This window comes from Sphaerotilus hippei (genome assembly GCF_003201595.1).
GTDB classification, from domain to species: Bacteria; Pseudomonadota; Gammaproteobacteria; order Burkholderiales; family Burkholderiaceae_C; genus Sphaerotilus; species Sphaerotilus hippei.
In genome coordinates, this window is the sequence record NZ_QJJS01000017.1 from 1 (window position 1) to 19,034 (window position 19,034).

At 66.5% G+C, this 19,034-nt stretch carries 27 protein-coding genes and 2 tRNA genes; 4 read left to right on the forward strand and 25 right to left on the reverse strand.

Features of this window, described 5'->3' with window-relative positions:
• Positions 1 to 97 (forward strand): EF-Tu C-terminal domain-related protein (locus C7444_RS15670; RefSeq protein ID WP_082016399.1); only part of this gene is annotated, 97 nt, incomplete at its 5' end.
• A gap of 109 nt (positions 98 to 206) precedes the next feature.
• The gene (gene rpsJ, locus C7444_RS15675) at positions 207 to 518 is read left to right on the forward strand and encodes a 30S ribosomal protein S10 (protein ID WP_110401797.1); all 312 of its coding nucleotides are present in this window, start codon (positions 207 to 209) and stop codon (positions 516 to 518) included.
• A gap of 81 nt (positions 519 to 599) precedes the next feature.
• Here the strand turns inward: rpsJ and C7444_RS15680 are convergent, their stop codons facing one another.
• Genes C7444_RS15680 through C7444_RS15695 form a run of 4 tightly spaced genes read right to left on the reverse strand, consistent with a single transcriptional unit; the run spans position 600 to position 3,660 of the window.
• On the reverse strand, positions 600 to 830 hold the full coding sequence (locus C7444_RS15680; protein WP_245909596.1) for an oxidoreductase-like domain-containing protein: 231 nt from the start codon (positions 828 to 830) through the stop codon (positions 600 to 602).
• 46 nt (positions 831 to 876) lie between these two features.
• The gene (locus C7444_RS15685) at positions 877 to 1,869 is read right to left on the reverse strand and encodes a Bug family tripartite tricarboxylate transporter substrate binding protein (RefSeq protein ID WP_110401799.1); all 993 of its coding nucleotides are present in this window, start codon (positions 1,867 to 1,869) and stop codon (positions 877 to 879) included.
• 41 nt (positions 1,870 to 1,910) lie between these two features.
• Positions 1,911 to 2,276 (reverse strand): AtuA-related protein, encoded by a 366-nt coding sequence (locus tag C7444_RS15690; protein WP_110401800.1) that lies wholly within the window; start codon positions 2,274 to 2,276, stop codon positions 1,911 to 1,913.
• A 16-nt stretch (positions 2,277 to 2,292) separates the two neighbouring features.
• The gene (locus C7444_RS15695) at positions 2,293 to 3,660 is read right to left on the reverse strand and encodes an acyclic terpene utilization AtuA family protein (protein WP_110401801.1); all 1,368 of its coding nucleotides are present in this window, start codon (positions 3,658 to 3,660) and stop codon (positions 2,293 to 2,295) included.
• A gap of 85 nt (positions 3,661 to 3,745) precedes the next feature.
• On the opposite strand from C7444_RS15695, the gene C7444_RS15700 reads away from it, so the two are divergent.
• Positions 3,746 to 4,627 (forward strand): LysR family transcriptional regulator, encoded by an 882-nt coding sequence (locus tag C7444_RS15700; RefSeq protein ID WP_110401802.1) that lies wholly within the window; start codon positions 3,746 to 3,748, stop codon positions 4,625 to 4,627.
• Between the two features lie 22 nt (positions 4,628 to 4,649).
• On the opposite strand, the gene C7444_RS15705 is transcribed toward C7444_RS15700, so the two are convergent.
• Genes C7444_RS15705 through C7444_RS15715 form a run of 3 tightly spaced genes read right to left on the reverse strand, consistent with a single transcriptional unit; the run spans position 4,650 to position 8,456 of the window.
• Complete coding sequence (locus C7444_RS15705) at positions 4,650 to 5,930, reverse strand: glycerate kinase type-2 family protein (RefSeq protein WP_110401803.1); 1,281 nt, start codon at positions 5,928 to 5,930, stop codon at positions 4,650 to 4,652.
• Complete coding sequence (locus C7444_RS15710; RefSeq protein ID WP_110401804.1) at positions 5,927 to 7,090, reverse strand: metallophosphoesterase; 1,164 nt, start codon at positions 7,088 to 7,090, stop codon at positions 5,927 to 5,929. The genes C7444_RS15705 and C7444_RS15710 overlap by 4 nt, the downstream gene beginning before the upstream one ends.
• Before the next feature lie 58 nt (positions 7,091 to 7,148).
• Entirely contained in the window at positions 7,149 to 8,456 is a 1,308-nt protein-coding gene (locus C7444_RS15715) for a YfiM family lipoprotein (RefSeq protein WP_110401805.1), read from the reverse strand.
• Between the two features lie 74 nt (positions 8,457 to 8,530).
• Here C7444_RS15715 and C7444_RS15720 point away from each other — a divergent pair, with 74 nt between their 5' ends.
• Positions 8,531 to 9,706: a methyltransferase gene (locus C7444_RS15720; protein WP_110401806.1), complete on the forward strand. Its 1,176-nt coding sequence runs from the start codon at positions 8,531 to 8,533 to the stop codon at positions 9,704 to 9,706.
• A 68-nt stretch (positions 9,707 to 9,774) separates the two neighbouring features.
• Here the strand turns inward: C7444_RS15720 and C7444_RS15725 are convergent.
• The 18 genes from C7444_RS15725 to rplX all read right to left on the reverse strand — a co-directional run bounded on the left by C7444_RS15725 (position 9,775) and on the right by rplX (position 19,013).
• Positions 9,775 to 9,851: transfer RNA gene (locus tag C7444_RS15725), tRNA-Met, on the reverse strand.
• A gap of 150 nt (positions 9,852 to 10,001) precedes the next feature.
• Positions 10,002 to 10,078: transfer RNA gene (locus tag C7444_RS15730), tRNA-Met, on the reverse strand.
• 105 nt (positions 10,079 to 10,183) lie between these two features.
• A complete protein-coding gene (rplQ, locus tag C7444_RS15735) occupies positions 10,184 to 10,588 on the reverse strand; it encodes a 50S ribosomal protein L17 (RefSeq protein WP_110401807.1) in 405 nt (134 codons plus the stop codon).
• An 87-nt stretch (positions 10,589 to 10,675) separates the two neighbouring features.
• Positions 10,676 to 11,662, reverse strand: coding sequence for a DNA-directed RNA polymerase subunit alpha (locus C7444_RS15740; protein ID WP_110401808.1), 987 nt, complete (start codon positions 11,660 to 11,662; stop codon positions 10,676 to 10,678).
• Between the two features lie 136 nt (positions 11,663 to 11,798).
• Complete coding sequence (rpsD, locus tag C7444_RS15745; protein ID WP_110401809.1) at positions 11,799 to 12,422, reverse strand: 30S ribosomal protein S4; 624 nt, start codon at positions 12,420 to 12,422, stop codon at positions 11,799 to 11,801.
• Between the two features lie 263 nt (positions 12,423 to 12,685).
• Positions 12,686 to 13,090, reverse strand: a complete 405-nt coding sequence (rpsK, locus tag C7444_RS15750; protein WP_012348925.1) for a 30S ribosomal protein S11 — start codon at positions 13,088 to 13,090, stop codon at positions 12,686 to 12,688.
• Between the two features lie 25 nt (positions 13,091 to 13,115).
• Entirely contained in the window at positions 13,116 to 13,481 is a 366-nt protein-coding gene (gene rpsM, locus C7444_RS15755; RefSeq protein WP_110401810.1) for a 30S ribosomal protein S13, read from the reverse strand.
• 37 nt (positions 13,482 to 13,518) lie between these two features.
• Entirely contained in the window at positions 13,519 to 13,632 is a 114-nt protein-coding gene (rpmJ, locus tag C7444_RS15760) for a 50S ribosomal protein L36 (protein ID WP_012348927.1), read from the reverse strand.
• Positions 13,633 to 13,885: 253 nt separating this feature from the next.
• Positions 13,886 to 15,208 (reverse strand): preprotein translocase subunit SecY, encoded by a 1,323-nt coding sequence (gene secY / locus C7444_RS15765; RefSeq protein ID WP_110401811.1) that lies wholly within the window; start codon positions 15,206 to 15,208, stop codon positions 13,886 to 13,888.
• 42 nt (positions 15,209 to 15,250) lie between these two features.
• Positions 15,251 to 15,685 (reverse strand): 50S ribosomal protein L15, encoded by a 435-nt coding sequence (gene rplO, locus C7444_RS15770; protein ID WP_110401812.1) that lies wholly within the window; start codon positions 15,683 to 15,685, stop codon positions 15,251 to 15,253.
• Between the two features lie 25 nt (positions 15,686 to 15,710).
• A complete protein-coding gene (rpmD, locus tag C7444_RS15775; RefSeq protein ID WP_211317581.1) occupies positions 15,711 to 15,893 on the reverse strand; it encodes a 50S ribosomal protein L30 in 183 nt (60 codons plus the stop codon).
• A gap of 16 nt (positions 15,894 to 15,909) precedes the next feature.
• The gene (gene rpsE, locus C7444_RS15780; RefSeq protein WP_110401814.1) at positions 15,910 to 16,428 is read right to left on the reverse strand and encodes a 30S ribosomal protein S5; all 519 of its coding nucleotides are present in this window, start codon (positions 16,426 to 16,428) and stop codon (positions 15,910 to 15,912) included.
• A gap of 30 nt (positions 16,429 to 16,458) precedes the next feature.
• The gene (rplR, locus tag C7444_RS15785) at positions 16,459 to 16,824 is read right to left on the reverse strand and encodes a 50S ribosomal protein L18 (RefSeq protein ID WP_110401815.1); all 366 of its coding nucleotides are present in this window, start codon (positions 16,822 to 16,824) and stop codon (positions 16,459 to 16,461) included.
• 11 nt (positions 16,825 to 16,835) lie between these two features.
• Positions 16,836 to 17,369 (reverse strand): 50S ribosomal protein L6, encoded by a 534-nt coding sequence (rplF, locus tag C7444_RS15790; RefSeq protein WP_110401816.1) that lies wholly within the window; start codon positions 17,367 to 17,369, stop codon positions 16,836 to 16,838.
• A gap of 15 nt (positions 17,370 to 17,384) precedes the next feature.
• Positions 17,385 to 17,780 carry a 30S ribosomal protein S8 gene (gene rpsH / locus C7444_RS15795; protein WP_110401817.1) on the reverse strand — a complete coding sequence of 132 codons (396 nt, stop codon included), beginning with the start codon at positions 17,778 to 17,780 and terminating at the stop codon, positions 17,385 to 17,387.
• A 35-nt stretch (positions 17,781 to 17,815) separates the two neighbouring features.
• Positions 17,816 to 18,121: a 30S ribosomal protein S14 gene (rpsN, locus tag C7444_RS15800; protein ID WP_110401818.1), complete on the reverse strand. Its 306-nt coding sequence runs from the start codon at positions 18,119 to 18,121 to the stop codon at positions 17,816 to 17,818.
• 8 nt (positions 18,122 to 18,129) lie between these two features.
• A complete protein-coding gene (rplE, locus tag C7444_RS15805; protein ID WP_110401819.1) occupies positions 18,130 to 18,681 on the reverse strand; it encodes a 50S ribosomal protein L5 in 552 nt (183 codons plus the stop codon).
• A gap of 14 nt (positions 18,682 to 18,695) precedes the next feature.
• Positions 18,696 to 19,013, reverse strand: coding sequence for a 50S ribosomal protein L24 (gene rplX / locus C7444_RS15810; RefSeq protein WP_110401820.1), 318 nt, complete (start codon positions 19,011 to 19,013; stop codon positions 18,696 to 18,698).
• Positions 19,014 to 19,034 lie beyond the last annotated feature (21 nt).

Below are 19,034 nucleotides of genomic sequence, written 5' to 3' on the forward strand. Positions count from 1 at the left end.
GATCGCCCCCATCGCCATGGAAGAAGGTCTGCGCTTCGCCATCCGTGAAGGCGGCCGCACCGTCGGCGCCGGCGTCGTTGCCAAGATCCTGGACTAAGCTCTTTGTGTGACTGTGGTGGAGCGGTCCCGGTGACGGGACCGCTCTGCCCTTTCAATTCGCGGCCTGGCCTTGCTCAGGCCGCCTTGCTCTTTTTGAAGGAATCGTCATGCAAAAGCAAAAGATCCGCATCCGCCTGAAGGCGTTCGATTACAAGCTGATCGACCAGTCGGCCCAGGAGATCGTGGAAACCGCCAAGCGCACCGGCGCCATCGTCAAGGGCCCGGTGCCCCTGCCGACGCGCATGCAGCGCTTCGACATCCTGCGTTCGCCGCACGTCAACAAGACCTCGCGCGACCAGTTCGAGATCCGCACCCACCAGCGTCTGATGGACATCGTGGACCCGACCGACAAGACGGTCGACGCCCTGATGAAGCTCGACCTGCCGGCTGGCGTGGACGTCGAGATCAAGCTGCAGTGATCGCTTGACCGCCGCAGGCGACCGGCCTGCGCGGACTGAAAAAACCCCTGGGGCCTCACGGCCTGCAGGGGTTTTTTTTCGTCAGTCGGCCCAGCGCAGCATCGCCTCGTCGCGCCAGTAGGTGACTTCGCTGTAATAGAAGGACCACACGCACTCGGTGCAACCGCGGCCGCAGCAGCTGACCGGCACCTCGGGAGGTGCCGGCAGCTCGATGCCTTGCCGGGCGGCACGGGCCTGCACGGCCTCGATCAGCGCCTCGGCTTCACGGCGTTCGGCGGGGGTCCAGTTCATCAGGGCTTGGTCGGGAATCATGCGCGGTTTCTACCACGCGCCGGCCGACCCCGGACCCGCCGACCCTTCACTCGGGCTCGATGCCCGCCGCCTTGATGATGCGGCCCCACTTCTGGGTCTCGGCGCGCTGGAAGGCGGCCAGGCCGTCGGAGGTCGTGGTGTGGGCCTCCGTGCCGCTGCTCTCGAAGAAGGCCCTGGCCGGCGCGCTGCGGGTGGCCGCATGCAGCAGCTCGTTGAGGCGCTGCACCACCGGGGCCGGGGTGCCCGCCGGCACGTAGGCGGCAAACCAGTAGCTCATGTCGTAGCCCTTGACTCCCGCCTCGTCGATGGTGGGCACGTCGGGCAGCAGCGGCAGGCGCTTGTGCGTGGACACGCCCAGCGCCCGCAGCTTGCCCGAGCGCACATGCGGCACACCCGTGCCGGTGTCGGGGATCATCATGTCGATCTGGCCGCCCAGCAGGTCGGTGATGGCGTTGGGGTTGCTCTTGTAGGGCACGTGCAGGATCTCGGTGCCCGAGAGCTGCTGGAACATCTCGCCCGCCACGCGGCTGGAGGCGCTGCCACTGCCGAAGGTGAGCTTGCCCGGGGCCTTGCGGGCGGCCGCGACCAGTTCGGCCACGCTGCGGTAGGGCGAGCCGCTGTTGACCACCAGCACCTGCCCCCCACGCGCGAGCACGGTGAGCGGCACGAAGTCCTTGACCGCGTCGTAGCCGGTCTTCTTGTAGAGGTGCTCGTTGGCGGCGTGGGTCGTGTTGGTCGCGATCAGCACGGTGTAGCCGTCGGGGGCGGACCGGGCGACGGCCTGGGTCGCCGGCATGCCGCTGGCTCCGGCCTTGTTCTCGACGATGACCGTCTGTTTCGTGTCCGCGCCGACGGACTGGGCCAGGGCGCGGGCGAGCATGTCGGTGGCGCTGCCGGCGGCGAACGGCACGACGAAGGTGATGGGCCTGGCCGGGTAGGCCTGGGCCCGGGCCAGCAGCGGCGTGGCCAGCGAGGTGGCCAGAGCCAGGGCCAGCAGCGTGCGGCGAGGCCGCGCATGAGGGGAACGGGCAGCGATCATGGTTCTGGTCTCCGGTGGGATGTGTGTGGGCAAAAGAAGGATCAGCGGGCCGACCGCAGATGCGGCAGCAGCCTGGCATCGAGCTGCAGCGGCAGCTCCAGCAGCAGGAAGGACAGCGCCTTGCCGTGGCTGTCGAGGTTGAGCGTGTCGTTGACCCCGCCGTCGAGCACGTCGTCGAGCACGAAGTTCATCGCCTGCAGGTGGGGCAGCAGGTAGCGGCGCACGGCCGTGGGCTGCCGGTGGGCGAACTGAAGGGCGACGGCGGCGGGGGTCACCTGCTCGACCAGCGCGGGCCAGAGCGCCGGGTGCCAGGCGATGACGCTGATGTTGCTGCGGTTGCCCTTGTCACCGGTGCGCCCGTGGGCGGCCTGGTGCAGGGGCACGGTGATCGATGGGGATGCGCTCATGGCCAGGGCCTCGGGTTCAAGGGTTCAAGGGTTCAATGAGGCGCCAGCGTGAGGGCACCCGCTCGCGCGGCACCAGCCCGGACACGGTGTCCAGACGCGCGCGCAGCGAGGTGCGCACGCCCCCGCCACCCGCCGGGCCGCAGGTGTAGAGCGCCGTGACCTCCCGCGTGAGCCGCTGGGCGGCGTCGCGGTCGGGGTGGGCCAGGGCCACCCGCAGCCGCACGTCACGGGCGCCGTGGTCGGGTCGGGCCTCGATCCAGCGACCGGCGTCGTCGGCGAACACGCTGGCCACGCCGATCAGGTCCAGCCGCAGCGGCCCCAGGCCATCCAGCCGCTCGCGCAGCACCTCGCCGGCCAGGCGGGCCCGGCCCTCGGCTCGCACGCCGGCGTAGGAGATCTCGCCTTCGGCCAGCCAGCCGGTCTCGTGGCAGACGTTGACCTTCAGCGTCGCCGGTCGCGGATGGCCGCGCACCCCGCTCAGGCGCACCCGGTCGGGACCGACCTGCTCCAGCTCGGCAGCGGACAGGTCGGCCACGACGTCGGGGGTCAGGTAGGCCGCCGGATCGTGCACCTCGTAGAGCAGCTGCTCGAGCACCGTGTGGCGATGGATCACGCCCCCCGTGCCGGCCGGCTTGCCGATCGTGCAGTGGCCGTCGGCCTCGATCTCGGCGATCGGATAACCCAGCCGGGCCAGGCCCGGCACGTCCTTGACGCCCGGGTCGGCGTAATAACCCCCGCTGACCTGTGCGCCACATTCCAGCAGGTGCCCGGCCATGGTCGCCCGGGCGAGGCGATCCCAGTCGTCGCGGGCCCAGCCGAAATGGGCCAGGGCCGGGCCGACCACCAGCGACGGATCGGCCACCCGGCCGCAGACCACGATCTGGGCGCCGGCCAGCAGCGCATCGGCGATCGCCTCGGCGCCCTGGTAGGCGTTGGCCGACACGATGGACAGGCCCTGCAGCGCCGGCCCCATCACCTCGTCGAGCAGGGCACGACCCGCGGCATCGCTCAGGTCGTCGCCCTCGACCACCGCGATGCGCGGTGGCGCCAGGCCCAGTTCGGCCGCCAGCGCCTGCAGCCGGCGTGCCGCGCCGGCCGGGTTGGCCGCCCCGAAGTTGCTGACGATGCGCACCCCCGCCGCGAGGCAGCGGGCCAGCACCGGGCGGACCAGCTCGTCGAGCAGCGGCTCGTACCCGCCGTCCGGATCGCCACGCCGCGCCAGCTGGGCCAGCGCCAGCGTGCGCTCGGCCAGGGTCTCGAAGATCAGCACGGCCGGCCCACCGCTGGCGATCAGCGCGTCGACCACCGGGCCGGCCGCATCGGTGCGGTCGCCGGAAAAGCCTGCGGCGCAGCCCACGCGCAGGACGGATGTGTGTGCAGTCACGGGTTCGGGTCTCCTGATGCGCACTCTAGGCAGACCGGTTTATGCTGTGAATTCGAATTTTCAGATGAATTGATCGGAATGGCAGATGAATGTATCGCTGCGCCAGCTGCACGCCTTCCTGATGCTGGCCGAACAGCGCAGCTTCACCCGTGCGGCCGCGGCCTGCCACCTGTCGCAGCCGGCGTTCAGCGCGATGATCCGCAGCCTGGAGCACTCGCTCGGCCTGAAATTGTTCGACCGCAGCACCCGCCATGTCGCCCTCACGGCCGAAGGCGAGGCCTTCGTCGAACCCGCCCGGCGGGTGCAGGCGGAGCTCGAGGTGGCGCTGGCGGGCGCGCGTGACGCGGCGGCGCTGCGGCGCGGCCGGGTGTCGCTGGCGCTGCTGCCTTCGCTGGCCGCGGGCTGGCTGCCCGACGTGCTGGCGCGGTTCCGGACCGCCCACCCGGGCATCGAGCTGGAGGTGAGCGACGGGCTGTCGGAGGACTGCATCGCGCGTGTCGCCAGCGGCCGGGCCGACTTCGCGCTGGCGGCCATCCGCGCGGACACCCCCGAGCTGCAGGCCCGACCCTTCTGCCACGACGACTTCCACCTGGTCTGCCGGGACGACCACCCGCTGGCACGGCAGCCGGTGCTGACGGTCGAGACCCTGGCCGCCTGGCCCTTCGTGCACCTGTCCCGCGTCAGCAGCGTGCGCCAGTACCTGGAGGCGGCCTTCCATCCCCAGCCGATGAACACGCTGATGGAGGTCGACCAGCTCGCCACCGTGATGGGCATGGTGCGTGCGGGCCTGGGCATCAGCGTCGTGCCCGCCCTGGCCCTCTTCCACTTCGACCAGCCCGGACTGGTGACCCGGCCGCTGCCCTGGCCGGGCCTGACCCGCCAGATCTACCTGGTGCGCCGGCGCGACCGCAGCCTGTCGGTGGCGGCCCAGGCGCTGCACGACCAGGCCCTGGCCGAGCGCCCCTGAACAGACCGCGGGGGCGCGGTGATCAGGTCGCAGGCGGAGTCGCGGCCTCGATGAGGATGGCCCGGAAATCGTTCACGTTGGTCAGCGTCGGACCGGTCACGACCGAATCGCCCAGCGCCTGGAAGAAGCCGTGGCCGTCGTTGTCGTCCAGGTGGCGGCGTGGATGAAGGCCCAGGCGCCAGGCCCGGGCCAGCGTGTCGGGGCCGATGAGCGCACCGGCGATCTCCTCGACCCCATCCACCCCGTCGGTGTCGCCGGCCAGCGCATGCACCCTGGGCAGGCCGTCCAGCCCGAGGGCCAGGGACAGCAGGCACTCGACGTTGCGCCCGCCGCGGCCCTGGCCACGCACGGTGACGGTGGTCTCGCCGCCCGACAGCAGCACGCAAGGGGGCACGAAGGGCTGGCCGCGCAGCACCACCTGCCGCGTGATGCCGGCCAGCACCTGGCCGACGTCGCGGGCCTCGCCTTCGAGGCTGTCGCCCAGGATGTGGGGCGTCACCCCCGCCGCGCGGGCCACGTGCGCGGCCGCCTCGAGCGCGATCTGGGGGGTGGTGATCATGCGGGTCCGGCTGCCCGACAGACGCGGGTCGCCCGGCTTGACGGTCTCGCCTCGCCCGCTCTCGAGCAGGGCCCGCACCGCCTCGGGCACGCGGATGTGATGGCGCTCGAGGATGGCCAGCGCGTCGGCACAGGTGCTCGGGTCGGCCACCGTCGGTCCGGAGGCGATGTCCTGCGGAGCATCCCCGGGCACGTCGGAGATCAGCAGCGTGACCAGCCGGGCCGGATGGCAGGCCGCCGCCAGGCGACCGCCCTTGAGCGCCGACAGGTGGCGGCGCACGCAGTTCATCTCCGAGATGGTGGCCCCGCTGCCGAGCAGGGCGGTGTTCACCGCCTGCTTGTCGGCCAGGGTCAGCCCCGGCCCCGGCGCCACCAGCAAGGACGAGCCCCCGCCGGAGATCAGCGCGATCACCAGGTCATCGGCCGTCAGGCCGCTCACCAGCGCCTGCATGCGTTCGGCCGCCCGGGCTCCGGCGGCATCGGGCACCGGATGGGCCGCCTGCACGATCTCGAGGCGGGAACACGGCACCTCGTGGCCGTAGCGGGTGATGACCAGGCCTTCGAGCGGGCCGGGCCAGTGGTCCTCCAGCGCCCGGGCCATCGCAGCCGACGCCTTGCCCGCGCCGATGACGATGGTGCGACCCCGGGGCGGCGGCGGCAGGTGGGGCGGCAGGCAGGACGCCGGCTGTGCCGCGGCGATGGCCGCGTCGAACATCTGGCGCAACAGGATCGGGTGATCGGTCATGTCGTCTCGCGGTGAGGTCGCACCAGCCTCAGGTGGGTGATCTCAGAAGCCGCGCCCAGCCGCTTGGGCGGGCCCCAGTAACCGGTGCCGCGGCTGGTGTAGATCCAGAGGTCCTGCAGCCGGTGCAGGCCGGCGGTGAAAGGCTGCTGCATCGGCACGAACCATTTCCAGGGCAGGAACTGCCCGCCGTGGGTGTGGCCGGACAGCTGCAGATCGTAACCCGCGCCCGCGGCCAGCAGCGCGCTGCGCGGCTGGTGGGCCAGCAGCAGCCGCAGGCCCGCGTGCGCCGGGGCACCGGCCAGCGCGGCATGCGGATCGCTGCGGTGGCCGGGCTCGAAGTGGTGCGCGCCATGGTCGGCCACCCCGGCGACCACCACCGCCGCCCGGCCGTGCTGGATCACCACATGCTCGTTGAGCAGTACCTGCACGCCCAGCTGGCGCAGGTGGCGGATCCAGGCCGGCGCGCCGCTGTAGTACTCGTGGTTGCCCGTCACGAAATAGCTGCCGTGGCGCGACTGCAGCTCGGCCAGCGGCGCCACGTGCACGGCCAGCTGCTCGACCGAGCCGTCGACCAGGTCCCCGGTGATGGCCACCAGATCGGCCTGCAGGCGGTTGACCCGCTGCACGATGGCCCGCAGGTAGGCCGCACCGATGGTCGGCCCGACATGGATGTCGCTGATCTGCGCGATGGTGAACCCGTGCAGCGCGTCGGGCAGATCGGCGATCGGCACGTCGACCCGGACCACCGCCGCGGTCCGGCGGGCGTTGAACAGCCCGACGAGCGTGGCCAGCGCCGACAGCAGCAGCACGGCCAGCGCACTCCCGCTCGACCAGCCCGGGGCCGCCGCGGCGCTCCAGCCGGCCCAGCCGAGCATCGTCAGCGTCAGCAGCAGCAGCTCGCGCAGCACCGTGCCGACCAGCACGCTCGAGAACCAGCCCATCAGCAGCAGCCCGGCCCAGCCGAAGCCCTGGGCGAGGCGGTCGTGCCGATGGCGGGTGCCCAGCACCGACCAGGGGATCAGCACGGTGGACCCTGCCAGCAGGCCCCACAGCAGCACCGCCGTCATCGGCCAGTGGCCCACCAGGCCCCCGGACAGGCGCCAGGCCACGAGTCCGTGCAGCAGGGCCGACACGGCAAGAAAGGGCAACCAGGGTCTCATCGTGCGCAGATGAGGCCATGACCGCGGACCGCAAGCCCCGGCGCCGCGGGCCTTCGGTTCAGTGCAGCAGCGGCAGGCGGGCCACTCGCTGCTCGATGTCCGCCAGCACCTGGTTGTAGCCAGGCTCGCCCACGCCGCCGTACTGGCGACGGAAGTCGGCCTCGGTCAGGAAGCTGGGCAGGCCGTCGATGTCGGGCATGAAGTCGGACTCCTGCAGGGCCTCGGCCATGCGGGCCTGGAACCCGAGCGCATCGTGCACCGCCCGCTGCCCGATCCGGGTGCCCGCCCGATCGGCGGCCAGGTCGTCGAAGCTGAAGCCGCTGCCTTCACGGGTGTCGCCGACCTCCTTGTAGACGCCGATCGCGTCGGCCAGGCGCCCGCCCCCTTCGGCGGCCAGCACGGCCGAGACCAGGAAATGCAGCGGGTGATCGTCGCGGCCCCGCAGCTGGACCAGCCTCAGGCTGGGCTGGGACCAGCCGCGTGCGGCGGGCACGATGCGCGCCAGGGGCTGGCGTGCGGTGTAGAGCGCCAGCGTGATCAGCGCCGCGCGGTTCTCGTGGGCGGCAAACACCGACACCGCCGTCGGGTCCGGTCGATCCGCCCCCTGCGCAAAGGCGACCGTGCGCTGACGCGCCAGATCGGTGAGCGCGGGCAGCAGCGCGGCCATCATGACGTCGTGCCCCTCCGGCAGGGCCGCGGACGGTGCGACGAGCTGCACCAGCCGATCGTTGTAGAGCTTCAGCCGCGCCTGCAGCTCGGCCGGCACCACCGCCGTCTTCACCAGATCGACGAACTCGGGCTTCCAGAGGTAGGAGATCACCAGCCCCTCGTCGGTCAGCGCCACCCGCTGGACCATCGCCACGCCCATGCGCAGCTCCTCGTCGACCTGATAGTGGCGGGCCACCTGATGCAGCACGATGCCGGCCAGCCAGGCCGGCACGGGCAGGCGGCCGAGCCAGAGGGAATCCAGTTCGGGCAGCCCCTGGTCGGACTGCAGCAGCCGGGCCTGCACATTGAGCCAGTGGCTGCCCAGCGGACTGCGGGGCACGTGCACGCTGGCGTACACGTCGGCCACTCCGGTCGCCAGGTCGACACGGGCCGAGCCGTGCAGCAGACGCTGGCTGACGTCGTTGAGCAGCACGTCGAGGTCGCGCGGCGACGCGGCGAAGTTGCGCACCGTGCCCGGAGGGGCGCGGCGAGGATCGGCATCCCGGAGCATGGAGCGCGCGCGCGCGATGTCAGCCGGCGTCAGCTCGGAGCCCCGCAGCACGCGGGGCTGCTGCTCGAAACAGAGCCAGACGGCCAGCAGCAGCATCAGGATCAGGCCAAGCAGAGGCAGGAGGACAAACTTGGTCAGGGTTTTCATGTCCACATCCTATCGACAGGCCGAGGAAAACCCTGAAGGGTCGACAATCAAAACCTTTCATCACCCGGTTCCCGATGAACGACATCACGAGGGTCCAATGGACCGACGCCGCCGGTCAGGCGCACAGCGCCCGCTGGGTGTGCGACAGCGATCGCCCGCCGCCGCGGCGCATCGTGCCGGCCGACGACCGCATGCCCGCCGACACGGCCTACCGGCTGGCCTGCGAAGGCACCGGCCTGCTCTGGCAGGGCGACTACCCGAATGCACGGCTGATGCTGCAGGCACTGACGCGTCGGCTCGACCGGGGCCCACGCCGCACGCACGCCGGCCGGCAGGCCGCGACGGCCCCGGCGATGCATCCGATGACGGCCGCCTTCCACCAGCAGCGCCAGGCCCAGGCCCAGCGTGCCCGGGTGCTCGGCATGCTGCTGCTGCCGGTCGACTGCGGTGATGTGCTGCCCCTGCGCCGGGCGCCCGCCATCGAGGTGGCCTGCGCGCAGGCCCAGGGCACGGCCACCTCGGCCTACGTGATGCCGCTGCGCCACCTGCTGGGACTGATCGGCGCCCATGAGTGGCGCAAGAAGGGGGTCGACGTGCCGGCCACCGGAGGGCGCATCCATGCGCATTACGGCGTCTTCTCGCCGGTGCGGGGTGAATATGTGCAACTGGTGGCGCAGGCTCCCCTGCCCGCCGCCTGCCAGCGGCCGGAAGGCGTGGCCTTCGACATCGGCACCGGCACGGGTGTGCTCGCCGCCGTGCTGGCGGCCCGTGGCGTGCCACGCATCACGGCCACCGACACCGAGACGCGCGCCCTGGGCTGCGCGCTCGAGAACCTGCAACGACTGGGCTGTTCCGATCGGGTGGAGCTGCTGCAGACCAGCCTGTTCCCGGCCGGCCGGCAGGCCGACCTGATCGTCTGCAATCCGCCCTGGTTGCCCGGCCATCCCAGTTCATCGCTGGAACACGCGATCTACGACCCGGACAGCCGCATGCTCAGGGGTTATCTGGACGGGCTGGCGGCGCACCTGAGGCCGCAGGGCGAAGGCTGGCTGATCCTGTCGGACCTGGCCGAACACCTGCACCTGCGCGACCGGGCCACGCTGCTCGCGTGGATCGAGCAGGCCGGGCTGAAGGTGATCGACCGCCTGGACGTGCGCCCCATGCACAAGCGGGCGAGTGACGCCGAGGACCTGCTGCACGCCGCCCGCTCGGCCGAAGTGACCTCGCTCTGGCGACTTGGCCGGCGGTGAAGTCCGGAAACAGAAAAGCCAGCTGCGAGGCTGGCTTTTCTGACGAAAACCGAGGTTTCCGTTGAATTTGGTTGCGGGGGCTGGATTTGAACCAACGACCTTTGGGTTATGAGCCCAACGAGCTACCAGACTGCTCCACCCCGCGACTGAAGATCGAATTATATACCGGAAAATCGTTTCGCTGCTGAATATCGTTCAGATCGAACATTCAGCACCACGAAGCCGATGCCGTTCAAACAAAAAAGCCAGCGCACGACACGCTGGCTTTCTGGCAGAAAGAACTTCTGCTGAATTCTGGTTGCGGGGGCTGGATTTGAACCAACGACCTTTGGGTTATGAGCCCAACGAGCTACCAGACTGCTCCACCCCGCGACTGGAATATCAATTATATGCCGAACTTCGTGCCGCTTGCAAGTGTTTCCGGTGATCTTGTGTTCACCTTCCGGCACCTGCCACGCGGCAGAAGCCCTGCAGACCTCACTCGGCCTTGGCGTCGCCTTCGACCACGGCGACTTCGCCGGCTTCCGGACGGTCCACCAGCTCGACGTAGGCCATCGGCGCGTTGTCGCCAACACGGAAGCCCATCTTCAGGATGCGGGTGTAACCACCCGGACGAGCGGCGTAGCGCTTGCCCAGCACGTCGAACAGCTTGACGACGTTGTCACGGCTGCGCAGACGGTCGAAGGCCAGGCGCTTGTTCGCCAGGGTCGGGGTCTTGCCCAGGGTGATCAGGGGCTCGACGACGCGACGCAGTTCCTTGGCCTTGGGGACCGTGGTCTTGATGGCTTCGTGCTCGATGAGCGAGTTGGCCATGTTGCGCAGCATCGCCAGGCGATGGGAAGAGGTGCGGTTCAGTTTCCGCAGACCGTTACGGTGACGCATGGTGCTTTCCTTGCTTTGTATACCGGCGGCCGGATCAGGTACCGCCGGGTGCACCGGGCCCGAGGGCCCGTATCGTTCAGCGCTGGATCAGCGCTTGTCCAGACCTTGGGGCGGCCAGTTTTCCAGGCGGGCACCCAGGGTGAGACCGCGGGAAGCCAGGACTTCCTTGATCTCGTTGAGCGACTTGCGACCCAGGTTCGGGGTCTTCAGCAGCTCGGTCTCGGTGCGCTGGATTAGGTCGCCGATGTAATAGATGTTCTCGGCCTTCAGGCAGTTGGCCGAACGCACCGTCAGCTCCAGCTCGTCCACCGGACGCAGCAGGATCGGATCGAAGTGCTGGGCACGCGGGGCCGGCTGGTCGAAGGCGATCAGATCGCTGCCTTCCAGCTGGGCGAACACGGCCAGTTGCTCGACCAGGATCTTGGCCGAGGCACGGATCGCTTCCTCCGGCGAGATCGCGCCGTTGGTCTCGATTTCCATGACCAGCTTGTCCAGGTCGGTGCGCTGCTCGACGCGGGCGCTCTCGACGGTGTAGCTGACGCGACGGACCGGGGAGAACGAGGCGTCCAGCACGATGCGCCCGATCGACTTCGTCGGCTCGTCGGCGTAACGGCGCAGGCTGCCCGGCACGTAGCCACGGCCCTTCTCGACCTTGATCTGCATGTCGAGCTTGCCACCCTGAGCCAGATGGGAAATCACGTGCTCGGGGTTGATGATCTCGACGTCATGCGGCGTCTGGATGTCGGCGGCCGTGACCGGGCCTTCGCCATCCTTGCGCAGCACCAGCGTGACTTCGTCGCGGTTGTGCAGACGGAACACGACGCCCTTGAGGTTCAGCATGATGTGAACCACGTCTTCCTGGACACCGTCGACCGTCGAGTACTCATGCAGAACACCCGCGATCGTCACTTCGGTCGGCGCGTAGCCGACCATCGAGGACAGCAGCACACGACGCAGGGCGTTGCCCAGCGTGTGACCGTAGCCGCGCTCGAAAGGCTCGAGGGTGACCTTGGCGCGATGACCGCCCAGGGGCTCGACATTGATCGCTTTGGGCTTCAGCAAATTCGTTTGCATTGAAAGTTCCTGTCAATACCCTCGGCTCGTTACACCGATAAGGCTGATGAACCCGCCAGGCCAGCAGCCGGAGCCACATGGCCGGATAGCAGATAAGGCTGGACGCCGGCGAGGACCGCCAACGCCCGCACGAAGATCAGCGCGAATACAGTTCGACGATCAGCGACTCGTTGATGTCGGCGCCGAATTCATCACGGTCCGGCGCCTTCTTGAAGACACCTTCCATCTTGGCCAGATCGACGCTCACCCAGGCCGGCAGGCCGATGGAGTCGGCCAGCTTCAGCGCTTCGACGATGCGCAGCTGCTTCTTCGACTTCTCGCGCACCGACACCACGTCACCGGCCTTGACCAGGAACGACGGGATGTTCACGCACTGGCCGTTGACGGTGACCGCCTTGTGCGAGACCAGCTGACGCGATTCGGCACGGGTCGAACCGAAGCCCATGCGATAGACGACGTTGTCCAGACGCGATTCCAGCAGCAGCAGCAGGTTGGCACCGGTGTTGCCACGACGGCGCTCGGCTTCAGCGAAGTAGCGGCGGAACTGACGCTCCAGCACGCCATACATGCGCTTGACCTTCTGCTTCTCGCGCAGCTGGATGCCGAAGTCGGACGTACGCGAGCCCGAGGTGCGGCCATGCTGACCCGGTTTGGTCTCGAACTTCGACTTGTCGCTGATCGAGCGGCGGGCGCTCTTCAGGAACAGGTCGGTGCCTTCGCGGCGGGAAAGTTTGGCCTTGGGGCCGAGGTAACGTGCCACTGTGGAATCCTTGGTTTTGCTTGACGCAACCCGATCGGGGCTGCGCAAGTCTGCGGCGCATCAAGCGCGGCAGACGGTGGGCTTACGGGCCGACAGGATGTCGACCTGAAGAATGGAAAGGCCAGCAAGACGCGATCGATGGACCTCGTCTTGATGACCTGTTCCAACGGAGAATCCGGCGGGCACGACTGTGCTCACCGGAGAACTCGGTATTCTAGCAGAAGAACCTGGCTGCCAACGGCATCCAGGTCCTGTTCAGCGCATCAGATGCGACGACGCTTCTGCGGACGGCAGCCGTTGTGCGGGACCGGCGTCACGTCGGAGATCGACGCGATGCGGATGCCCAGCGAGGCGAGTGCACGAACCGAAGACTCGCGACCCGGGCCCGGGCCCTTGATCTTGACGTCGAGGTTCTTGATGCCCTGTTCCTGCGCAGCACGACCAGCCACTTCGGCGGCGACCTGGGCAGCAAAAGGCGTCGATTTGCGCGAACCCTTGAAACCCTGGCCACCACTCGAAGCCCAGGACAACGCATTGCCCTGACGATCGGTGATCGTGATGATGGTGTTGTTGAAGGATGCGTGCACGTGAGCGACACCGTCCGCAATGTTCTTGCGAACCTTCTTGCTGACGCGACGCGCGGCGTTGTTGACTGGTGCTTTTGCCATAAATGACTCTCTTCAGCCCGAGGGCTTACTTCTTCAGCGCGGCAGCGCCCTTCTTCGGACCCTTGCGGGTGCGGGAATTGGTGCGGGTACGCTGACCACGCACCGGCAGGCCGCGACGATGACGGAAACCACGGTAGCAACCCAGATCCATCAGACGCTTGATGTTGATCGAGATTTCGCGACGCAGGTCGCCCTCGATCGTCAGGCGGCCGACTTCGTCACGGATCTTTTCCAGATCGGCGTCGCTCAGGTCCTTGACCTTCTTGTCATACGAAATACCGCAGTTCTCGCAGATCTTCTGCGCGGTCGTACGGCCGATGCCGTAGATCGCAGTCAGGCCGATCTCGGCGTGCTTGTGCGGCGGAATGTTGATACCAGCAATACGTGCCATGTGCGTCCTCTATACGGTTGCAGCGGTGCCCAGGGGCTCAGCCCTGACGCTGCTTGTGGCGCGGGTCGGTGCAAATGACACGAACCACACCCTTGCGACGGATGATCTTGCAGTTGCGGCAGATCTTCTTGACGGATGCGGAGACTTTCATGGTCTTCTCCTTGATCGGCTTGCGCTCGTCTTCCGGGACTCGGATTCAATCGCTCACTTCGCCCGGAAAACGATGCGAGCACGGAACAAACCTTGGGGCATGCATTGTCCAGCCTTCTGGCCACCAGGAACGCTGCGCCCCATCAAGGGTTCACATCATTCCGGCACCGACTGGGCAGCACAGGCCCGTGTTCAGCTGACGCGGAGACCGCGTCGGGACGGATCCAGAGGACCCGACCCGTATTCTTTGACCGTCAACCTGCCTTGAAGCTGGACTTCTTGAGCAAGGTCTCGTACTGCTGAGACATCACATAAGACTGGACCTGCGCCCAGAAATCCATGGTCACCACGACGATGATCAGCAACGACGTTCCACCGAAATAGAACGGCACGTTGTACTTCAGCACCAGAAACTCGGGCAGCAGACACACCAGGGTGATGTAGGCCGCACCCCCCAGCGTGAGCCGGGCGAGGATCTTGTCGATGTACCTGGCGGTCTGGTCACCCGGACGGATGCCCGGGATGAACGCGCCACTCTTCTTCAGGTTGTCCGCGGTCTCACGGCTGTTGAAGACCAGCGCCGTGTAGAAGAAGCAGAAGAACACGATCATGGCCGCATACAGCAGCACGTAGATCGGCTGTCCCGGCGACAGCGCCGAGGACACATCCTTCAGGGAGCGCATCAGCCAGCTGTCGCTCTGCCCCGTCGCGATCCAGCCGACCACCGTGGCGGGCAGCAGGATGATGGACGATGCGAAGATCGGCGGGATCACGCCCGACATGTTGATCTTCAGGGGCAGGTGCGACGACTGACCGCCATACACCTTGTTGCCGACCTGGCGCTTGGCATAGTTGACCAGGATCTTGCGCTGACCCCGTTCGACGAACACCACCACGTACGTCACACCGATCACGATGCCGACGATCAGGATCGCGACGATGATGCTCATCGCACCCGTGCTCACCAGATTCAGCAGCCCGGCGATCGCGCTGGGCAGACCCGCAGCGATGCCGGAGAAGATCAGGATCGAGATCCCGTTGCCCAGGCCACGTTCCGTGATCTGCTCACCCAGCCACATCAGGAACATCGTCCCGGCGGTCAGGCTGACGATCGTGCTCACGCGGAACAGCACACCCGGGTCGATCACCAGACCAGGCGAGCCTTCCAGCGCCAGGGCGATGCCCATGGACTGGAACAGCGCGAGACCCAGCGTGCCATAACGCGTGTACTGTGTCGTCTTGCGTCGACCGGCTTCGCCTTCCTTCTTCAGCTGCTCCAGCGCAGGCACCACGTAGGCCATCAACTGCATGATGATGGACGCCGAGATGTACGGCATGATGCCGAGCGCGAACACGGTGAAGCGCGACAGCGCCCCGCCGGAGAACATGTTGAAGAGGTTCAGGATCCCGCCCTGCTGACCCTTGAACAACTGGGCCAGCTGATCGGGATTGATGCCCGGAACCGGTATGTGAGCACCGATCCGGTACACCACCAGCGCAAGCAGCAAGAACACCAGTCGGCGACGCAGGTCACCGAACTTGCCGCTCTTGGCCAGCTGAGTTGCGTTGTTTGCCACAGGTAACCTGTTCAGCGATGTGGGACGTCAGATCGTCTGCGATCAAGCAGCGATCGAACCACCAGCCGCTTCGATGATTGCCTTCGCACCAGCGGTTGCGCCGATGCCCTTCAGGACAATCTTCTTGCTCAGTTCGCCCGACTTGATCACCTTCACGACCTTGATCATGTCAGCCACCAGGCCGGCCTGCTTCAGGACCAGCACGTCGACTTCTTCGACGGCCAGGGCCTGCAGCTGCGACAGGGTGATCTCGGCGTTGAACTTCAGCAGGTGCGACTTGAAACCCCGCTTGGGCAGGCGACGCTGCAGAGGCATCTGACCGCCTTCGAAGCCCACCTTGTGATAGCCACCAGCACGCGACTTCTGACCCTTGTGACCACGGCCAGCCGTCTTGCCGAGGCCCGAACCGATGCCGCGGCCGACACGACGCTTCGCGTGCTTGGCACCCGAGCTCGGCTTGATCGTATTGAGTTCCATGACTACTTTCCTCGTTGCAAGGTGCTCAGAGCACCTGCAGCAGATACGAGATCTTGTTGATCATGCCGCGCACAGCGGGGGTGTCTTGCAACACCGACTCGCTGTTGACACGACGCAGCCCGAGACCACGCACCGTGGCGCGGTGCGAAGCACGCGTGCCGATGGGGCTGCGGACCAGCTTGATCTTGACCGTCTTTTGTTCCGACATCATCAGCTCCCGGCGATCAGTTGAAGATCTCTTCGAGCGACTTGCCACGCTTGGCAGCCACTTGAGAAGCGGTCGTCATGCGCGACAGTGCGTCGAAGGTCGCCCGGACCATGTTGTACGGGTTCGACGAGCCGAGGCTCTTGGCGACGATGTCAGTCACGCCCAGAACTTCGAAGACCGCGCGCATCGGGCCGCCGGCGATGATGCCGGTACCAGCAGGAGCCGGTGCCAGCAGGACCTTGGCAGCGCCGTGTTCGCCGGTCACGTTGTGGGGCACCGTGCCGTTGCGCAGCGGGACCTTGACCATGCCGCGGCGAGCGGATTCCATGGCCTTCTGGACGGACACGGGCACTTCACGCGCCTTGCCCTTGCCCATGCCGACCCGGCCGTCACCGTCGCCAACGACGGTCAGTGCAGCAAACGCCATGATCCGGCCGCCCTTGACCACCTTGGTCACGCGGTTCACCTGGATCATCTTCTCGCGCATGCCGTCGTCGCGACCTTCGTCAGCGACTTTCGGTTGAAACTTAGCCATTTTGTGTTCCTTCGTCAGCGTACGAGGCGCTTAGAACTGCAGACCGCCTTCGCGGGCTGCGTCGGCCAGGGCCTTGATGCGACCGTGGTAGGCAAAGCCCGAGCGGTCGAATGCGACCTTCTCGATGCCAGCGGCCTTCGCCTTTTCGGCGATGCGCTTGCCAATCAGCACGGCGGCGTTCACGTTGCCACCCTTGCCGGAGGTTGCCAGCTGCTCGCGCACTTCCTTTTCGGCCGTGGATGCGGAAGCCAGCACCTTGCCGCCACACTCGGAGATCACGCTCGCGTAGATGTGGAGGTTGGAGCGGAAGACCGTCAGGCGAACGCTGCTTTGCAGGGCGATGCGCACGCGGGTCTGACGGGAGCGACGCAGACGCTGTTCTTTTTTGTTCAACATGATGCGGCTCCTTACTTCTTCTTGGTCTCTTTGAGCGTGACCTTCTCATCCGAATAACGGATGCCCTTGCCCTTGTAAGGCTCGGGGGGACGGAAGGCACGCACCTCGGCAGCCAGCTGGCCGACGACCTGGCGGTCAGCGCCCTTGATCAGCACTTCGGTCTGAGTGGGGCACTCGACCTTGATGCCGGCAGGCATTTCCTTGACCACCGGGTGAGAGAACCCGATCTGCAGGTTCAGCTTCTGACCGGCGGCCTGGGCACGAAAGCCCACACCGACCAGGTTCAGCTTCTTCTCGAAGCCCTTGCTGACGCCGTTGATCATGTTGTTCACCAGCGCACGCATGGTGCCGGACATGGCATTGGCTTCAACCGACTCGTTGACCGGAACGAAGCTGAGCGAGCCAGCATTGTTCTCGATCGTCACCAGCGGGTGGCGAGCACGCACCAGCGTGCCCTGCGCACCCTTCACGCTGATCTGATCAGCGCTGATCGACACGTCCACACCCTGAGGGACGGCGACCGGCATCTTTCCGACGCGGGACATTTGCGATCTCCTCAGTTAGGCGACGTAGCAGAGCACTTCACCACCGATGCCGGCAGCGCGCGCTTTGCGGTCGGTCATCACACCCTGGGGCGTGGTGACGATGGCGACACCCAGGCCATTCATGACCTGGGGAATGTCGTGGCGGCCCTTGTAGATACGCAGACCGGGGCGGCTCACGCGCTCGATGCGCTCGATCACCGGGCGACCCGCGTAATACTTCAGTGCGATTTCGAGTTGGGCCTTGGCAGCCTCACCCTTGATAGCGTAGCCGTCGATGTAACCCTCGTCCTTCAGCACTTGCGCAATAGCGATCTTGAGCTTGGAGGACGGCATCACCACAGCGGTCTTCTCGACCATCTGGGCGTTGCGAATGCGGGTCAGCATGTCGGCGATAGGATCACTCATGCTCATGGAATAACTCCTGTTCGTACCCTAAGGACGCCGGATTACCAGCTCGCCTTGACGACACCAGGGATGTCGCCACGGAAAGCCAGTTCACGAATCTTGGTACGACCAAGACCGAATTTGCGGAACGTACCGCGGGGACGACCAGTGATCTCGCAACGAGCGCGCAGACGGGTCGGATAAGAATTGCGAGGCAGCTTTTGCAGCGCCAGACGGGCCAGGTAACGCTCGTCTTCCGACTTGCCCTGGTCGCCGATGATGGCCTTCAGCTCAGCGTACTTCTTGGCGTACTTGGCGACGAGCTTCTCGCGCTTTTCTTCACGCTGGATGAGAGAGAGTTTTGCCACGTCGCACCTCAGTTCTTGAACGGGAAGCGGAAGGCGGTCAGCAGCGCCTTGCACTCGTCATCGGTCTTGGCCGTGGTCGTGATGCTGATGTTCAGACCACGCAGAGCATCCACCTTGTCGTACTCGACTTCCGGGAAAATGATCTGTTCCTTGACACCGATGTTGTAGTTGCCGCGACCGTCGAACGAACGACCCGAGATACCGCGGAAGTCACGGACGCGCGGCAGCGCGATGGTGACGAAACGGTCCAGGAATTCGAACATCCGCACGCCACGCAGGGTGACCATGCAGCCGATTGGGACACCTTCACGGATCTTGAAGCCGGCGATGGCCTTGCGGGACTTGGTGACCACGGGCTTCTGGCCCGCGATCTTGGTCAGGTCGCTCACGGCGTGATCCATGACCTTCTTGTCCGACACGGCTTCGCTCACACCCATGTTCAGGGTGATCTTTTCGAAACGCGGCACTTCCATGACGGAGGAGTAACCGAACTTCTCGACGAGCGCAGGAACCACCGTTTCACGGTAGTAGGCCTGCAGACGAGCTTGTTGTTGCGCCATTCTCAACCCCTGCCTCAGGCTTTGATCTCTTCGCCGCTGGACTTGAAGACGCGCACTTTATTGCCGTCTGCCAGCAGCTTGATCCCGACGCGATCGGCCTTGCCGGTCGCGGGATTGAAGATCGCCACATTCGATTGATGGATAGGCATGGTCTTGTCGACGATGCCACCGGTCGTGCCCTTCAGCGGGTTGGGGCGCACATGCTTCTTCACCATGTTGACGCCTTCGACCACCAGGTGATCGGCATCCACACGCAGAGAAACACTGCCGCGCTTGCCCTTGTCGCGACCAGTCAGCACGATGACTTCGTCGCCTTTGCGAATCTTGTTCATGGCCTGTCCTTCGCGGTTGGC

Coding starts and splice junctions, on each gene's coding strand:
- C7444_RS15680 (WP_245909596.1), bottom strand. CDS start 830: ATGATTCCCGACCAAGCCCTGATGAACTGGACCCCCGCCGAACGCCGT.
- C7444_RS15710 (WP_110401804.1), bottom strand. CDS start 7,090: ATGAGACCCTGGTTGCCCTTTCTTGCCGTGTCGGCCCTGCTGCACGGA.
- rpsK (WP_012348925.1), bottom strand. CDS start 13,090: ATGGCAAAAGCACCAGTCAACAACGCCGCGCGTCGCGTCAGCAAGAAG.
- rplF (WP_110401816.1), bottom strand. CDS start 17,369: ATGTCCCGCGTCGGAAAGATGCCGGTCGCCGTCCCTCAGGGTGTGGAC.
- rpsH (WP_110401817.1), bottom strand. CDS start 17,780: ATGAGCATGAGTGATCCTATCGCCGACATGCTGACCCGCATTCGCAAC.
- rplE (WP_110401819.1), bottom strand. CDS start 18,681: ATGGCGCAACAACAAGCTCGTCTGCAGGCCTACTACCGTGAAACGGTG.
- rpsJ (WP_110401797.1), top strand. CDS start 207: ATGCAAAAGCAAAAGATCCGCATCCGCCTGAAGGCGTTCGATTACAAG.
- C7444_RS15740 (WP_110401808.1), bottom strand. CDS start 11,662: ATGCAAACGAATTTGCTGAAGCCCAAAGCGATCAATGTCGAGCCCCTG.
- rplX (WP_110401820.1), bottom strand. CDS start 19,013: ATGAACAAGATTCGCAAAGGCGACGAAGTCATCGTGCTGACTGGTCGC.
- rplR (WP_110401815.1), bottom strand. CDS start 16,824: ATGTTGAACAAAAAAGAACAGCGTCTGCGTCGCTCCCGTCAGACCCGC.
- C7444_RS15720 (WP_110401806.1), top strand. CDS start 8,531: ATGAACGACATCACGAGGGTCCAATGGACCGACGCCGCCGGTCAGGCG.
- C7444_RS15705 (WP_110401803.1), bottom strand. CDS start 5,930: ATGACCGATCACCCGATCCTGTTGCGCCAGATGTTCGACGCGGCCATC.
- rpmD (WP_211317581.1), bottom strand. CDS start 15,893: ATGTCGGAACAAAAGACGGTCAAGATCAAGCTGGTCCGCAGCCCCATC.
- rplQ (WP_110401807.1), bottom strand. CDS start 10,588: ATGCGTCACCGTAACGGTCTGCGGAAACTGAACCGCACCTCTTCCCAT.
- rpsM (WP_110401810.1), bottom strand. CDS start 13,481: ATGGCACGTATTGCTGGTATCAACATTCCGCCGCACAAGCACGCCGAG.
- rpsE (WP_110401814.1), bottom strand. CDS start 16,428: ATGGCTAAGTTTCAACCGAAAGTCGCTGACGAAGGTCGCGACGACGGC.
- C7444_RS15685 (WP_110401799.1), bottom strand. CDS start 1,869: ATGATCGCTGCCCGTTCCCCTCATGCGCGGCCTCGCCGCACGCTGCTG.
- rpmJ (WP_012348927.1), bottom strand. CDS start 13,632: ATGAAAGTCTCCGCATCCGTCAAGAAGATCTGCCGCAACTGCAAGATC.
- rplO (WP_110401812.1), bottom strand. CDS start 15,685: ATGGAACTCAATACGATCAAGCCGAGCTCGGGTGCCAAGCACGCGAAG.
- C7444_RS15690 (WP_110401800.1), bottom strand. CDS start 2,276: ATGAGCGCATCCCCATCGATCACCGTGCCCCTGCACCAGGCCGCCCAC.
- C7444_RS15715 (WP_110401805.1), bottom strand. CDS start 8,456: ATGAAAACCCTGACCAAGTTTGTCCTCCTGCCTCTGCTTGGCCTGATC.
- C7444_RS15700 (WP_110401802.1), top strand. CDS start 3,746: ATGAATGTATCGCTGCGCCAGCTGCACGCCTTCCTGATGCTGGCCGAA.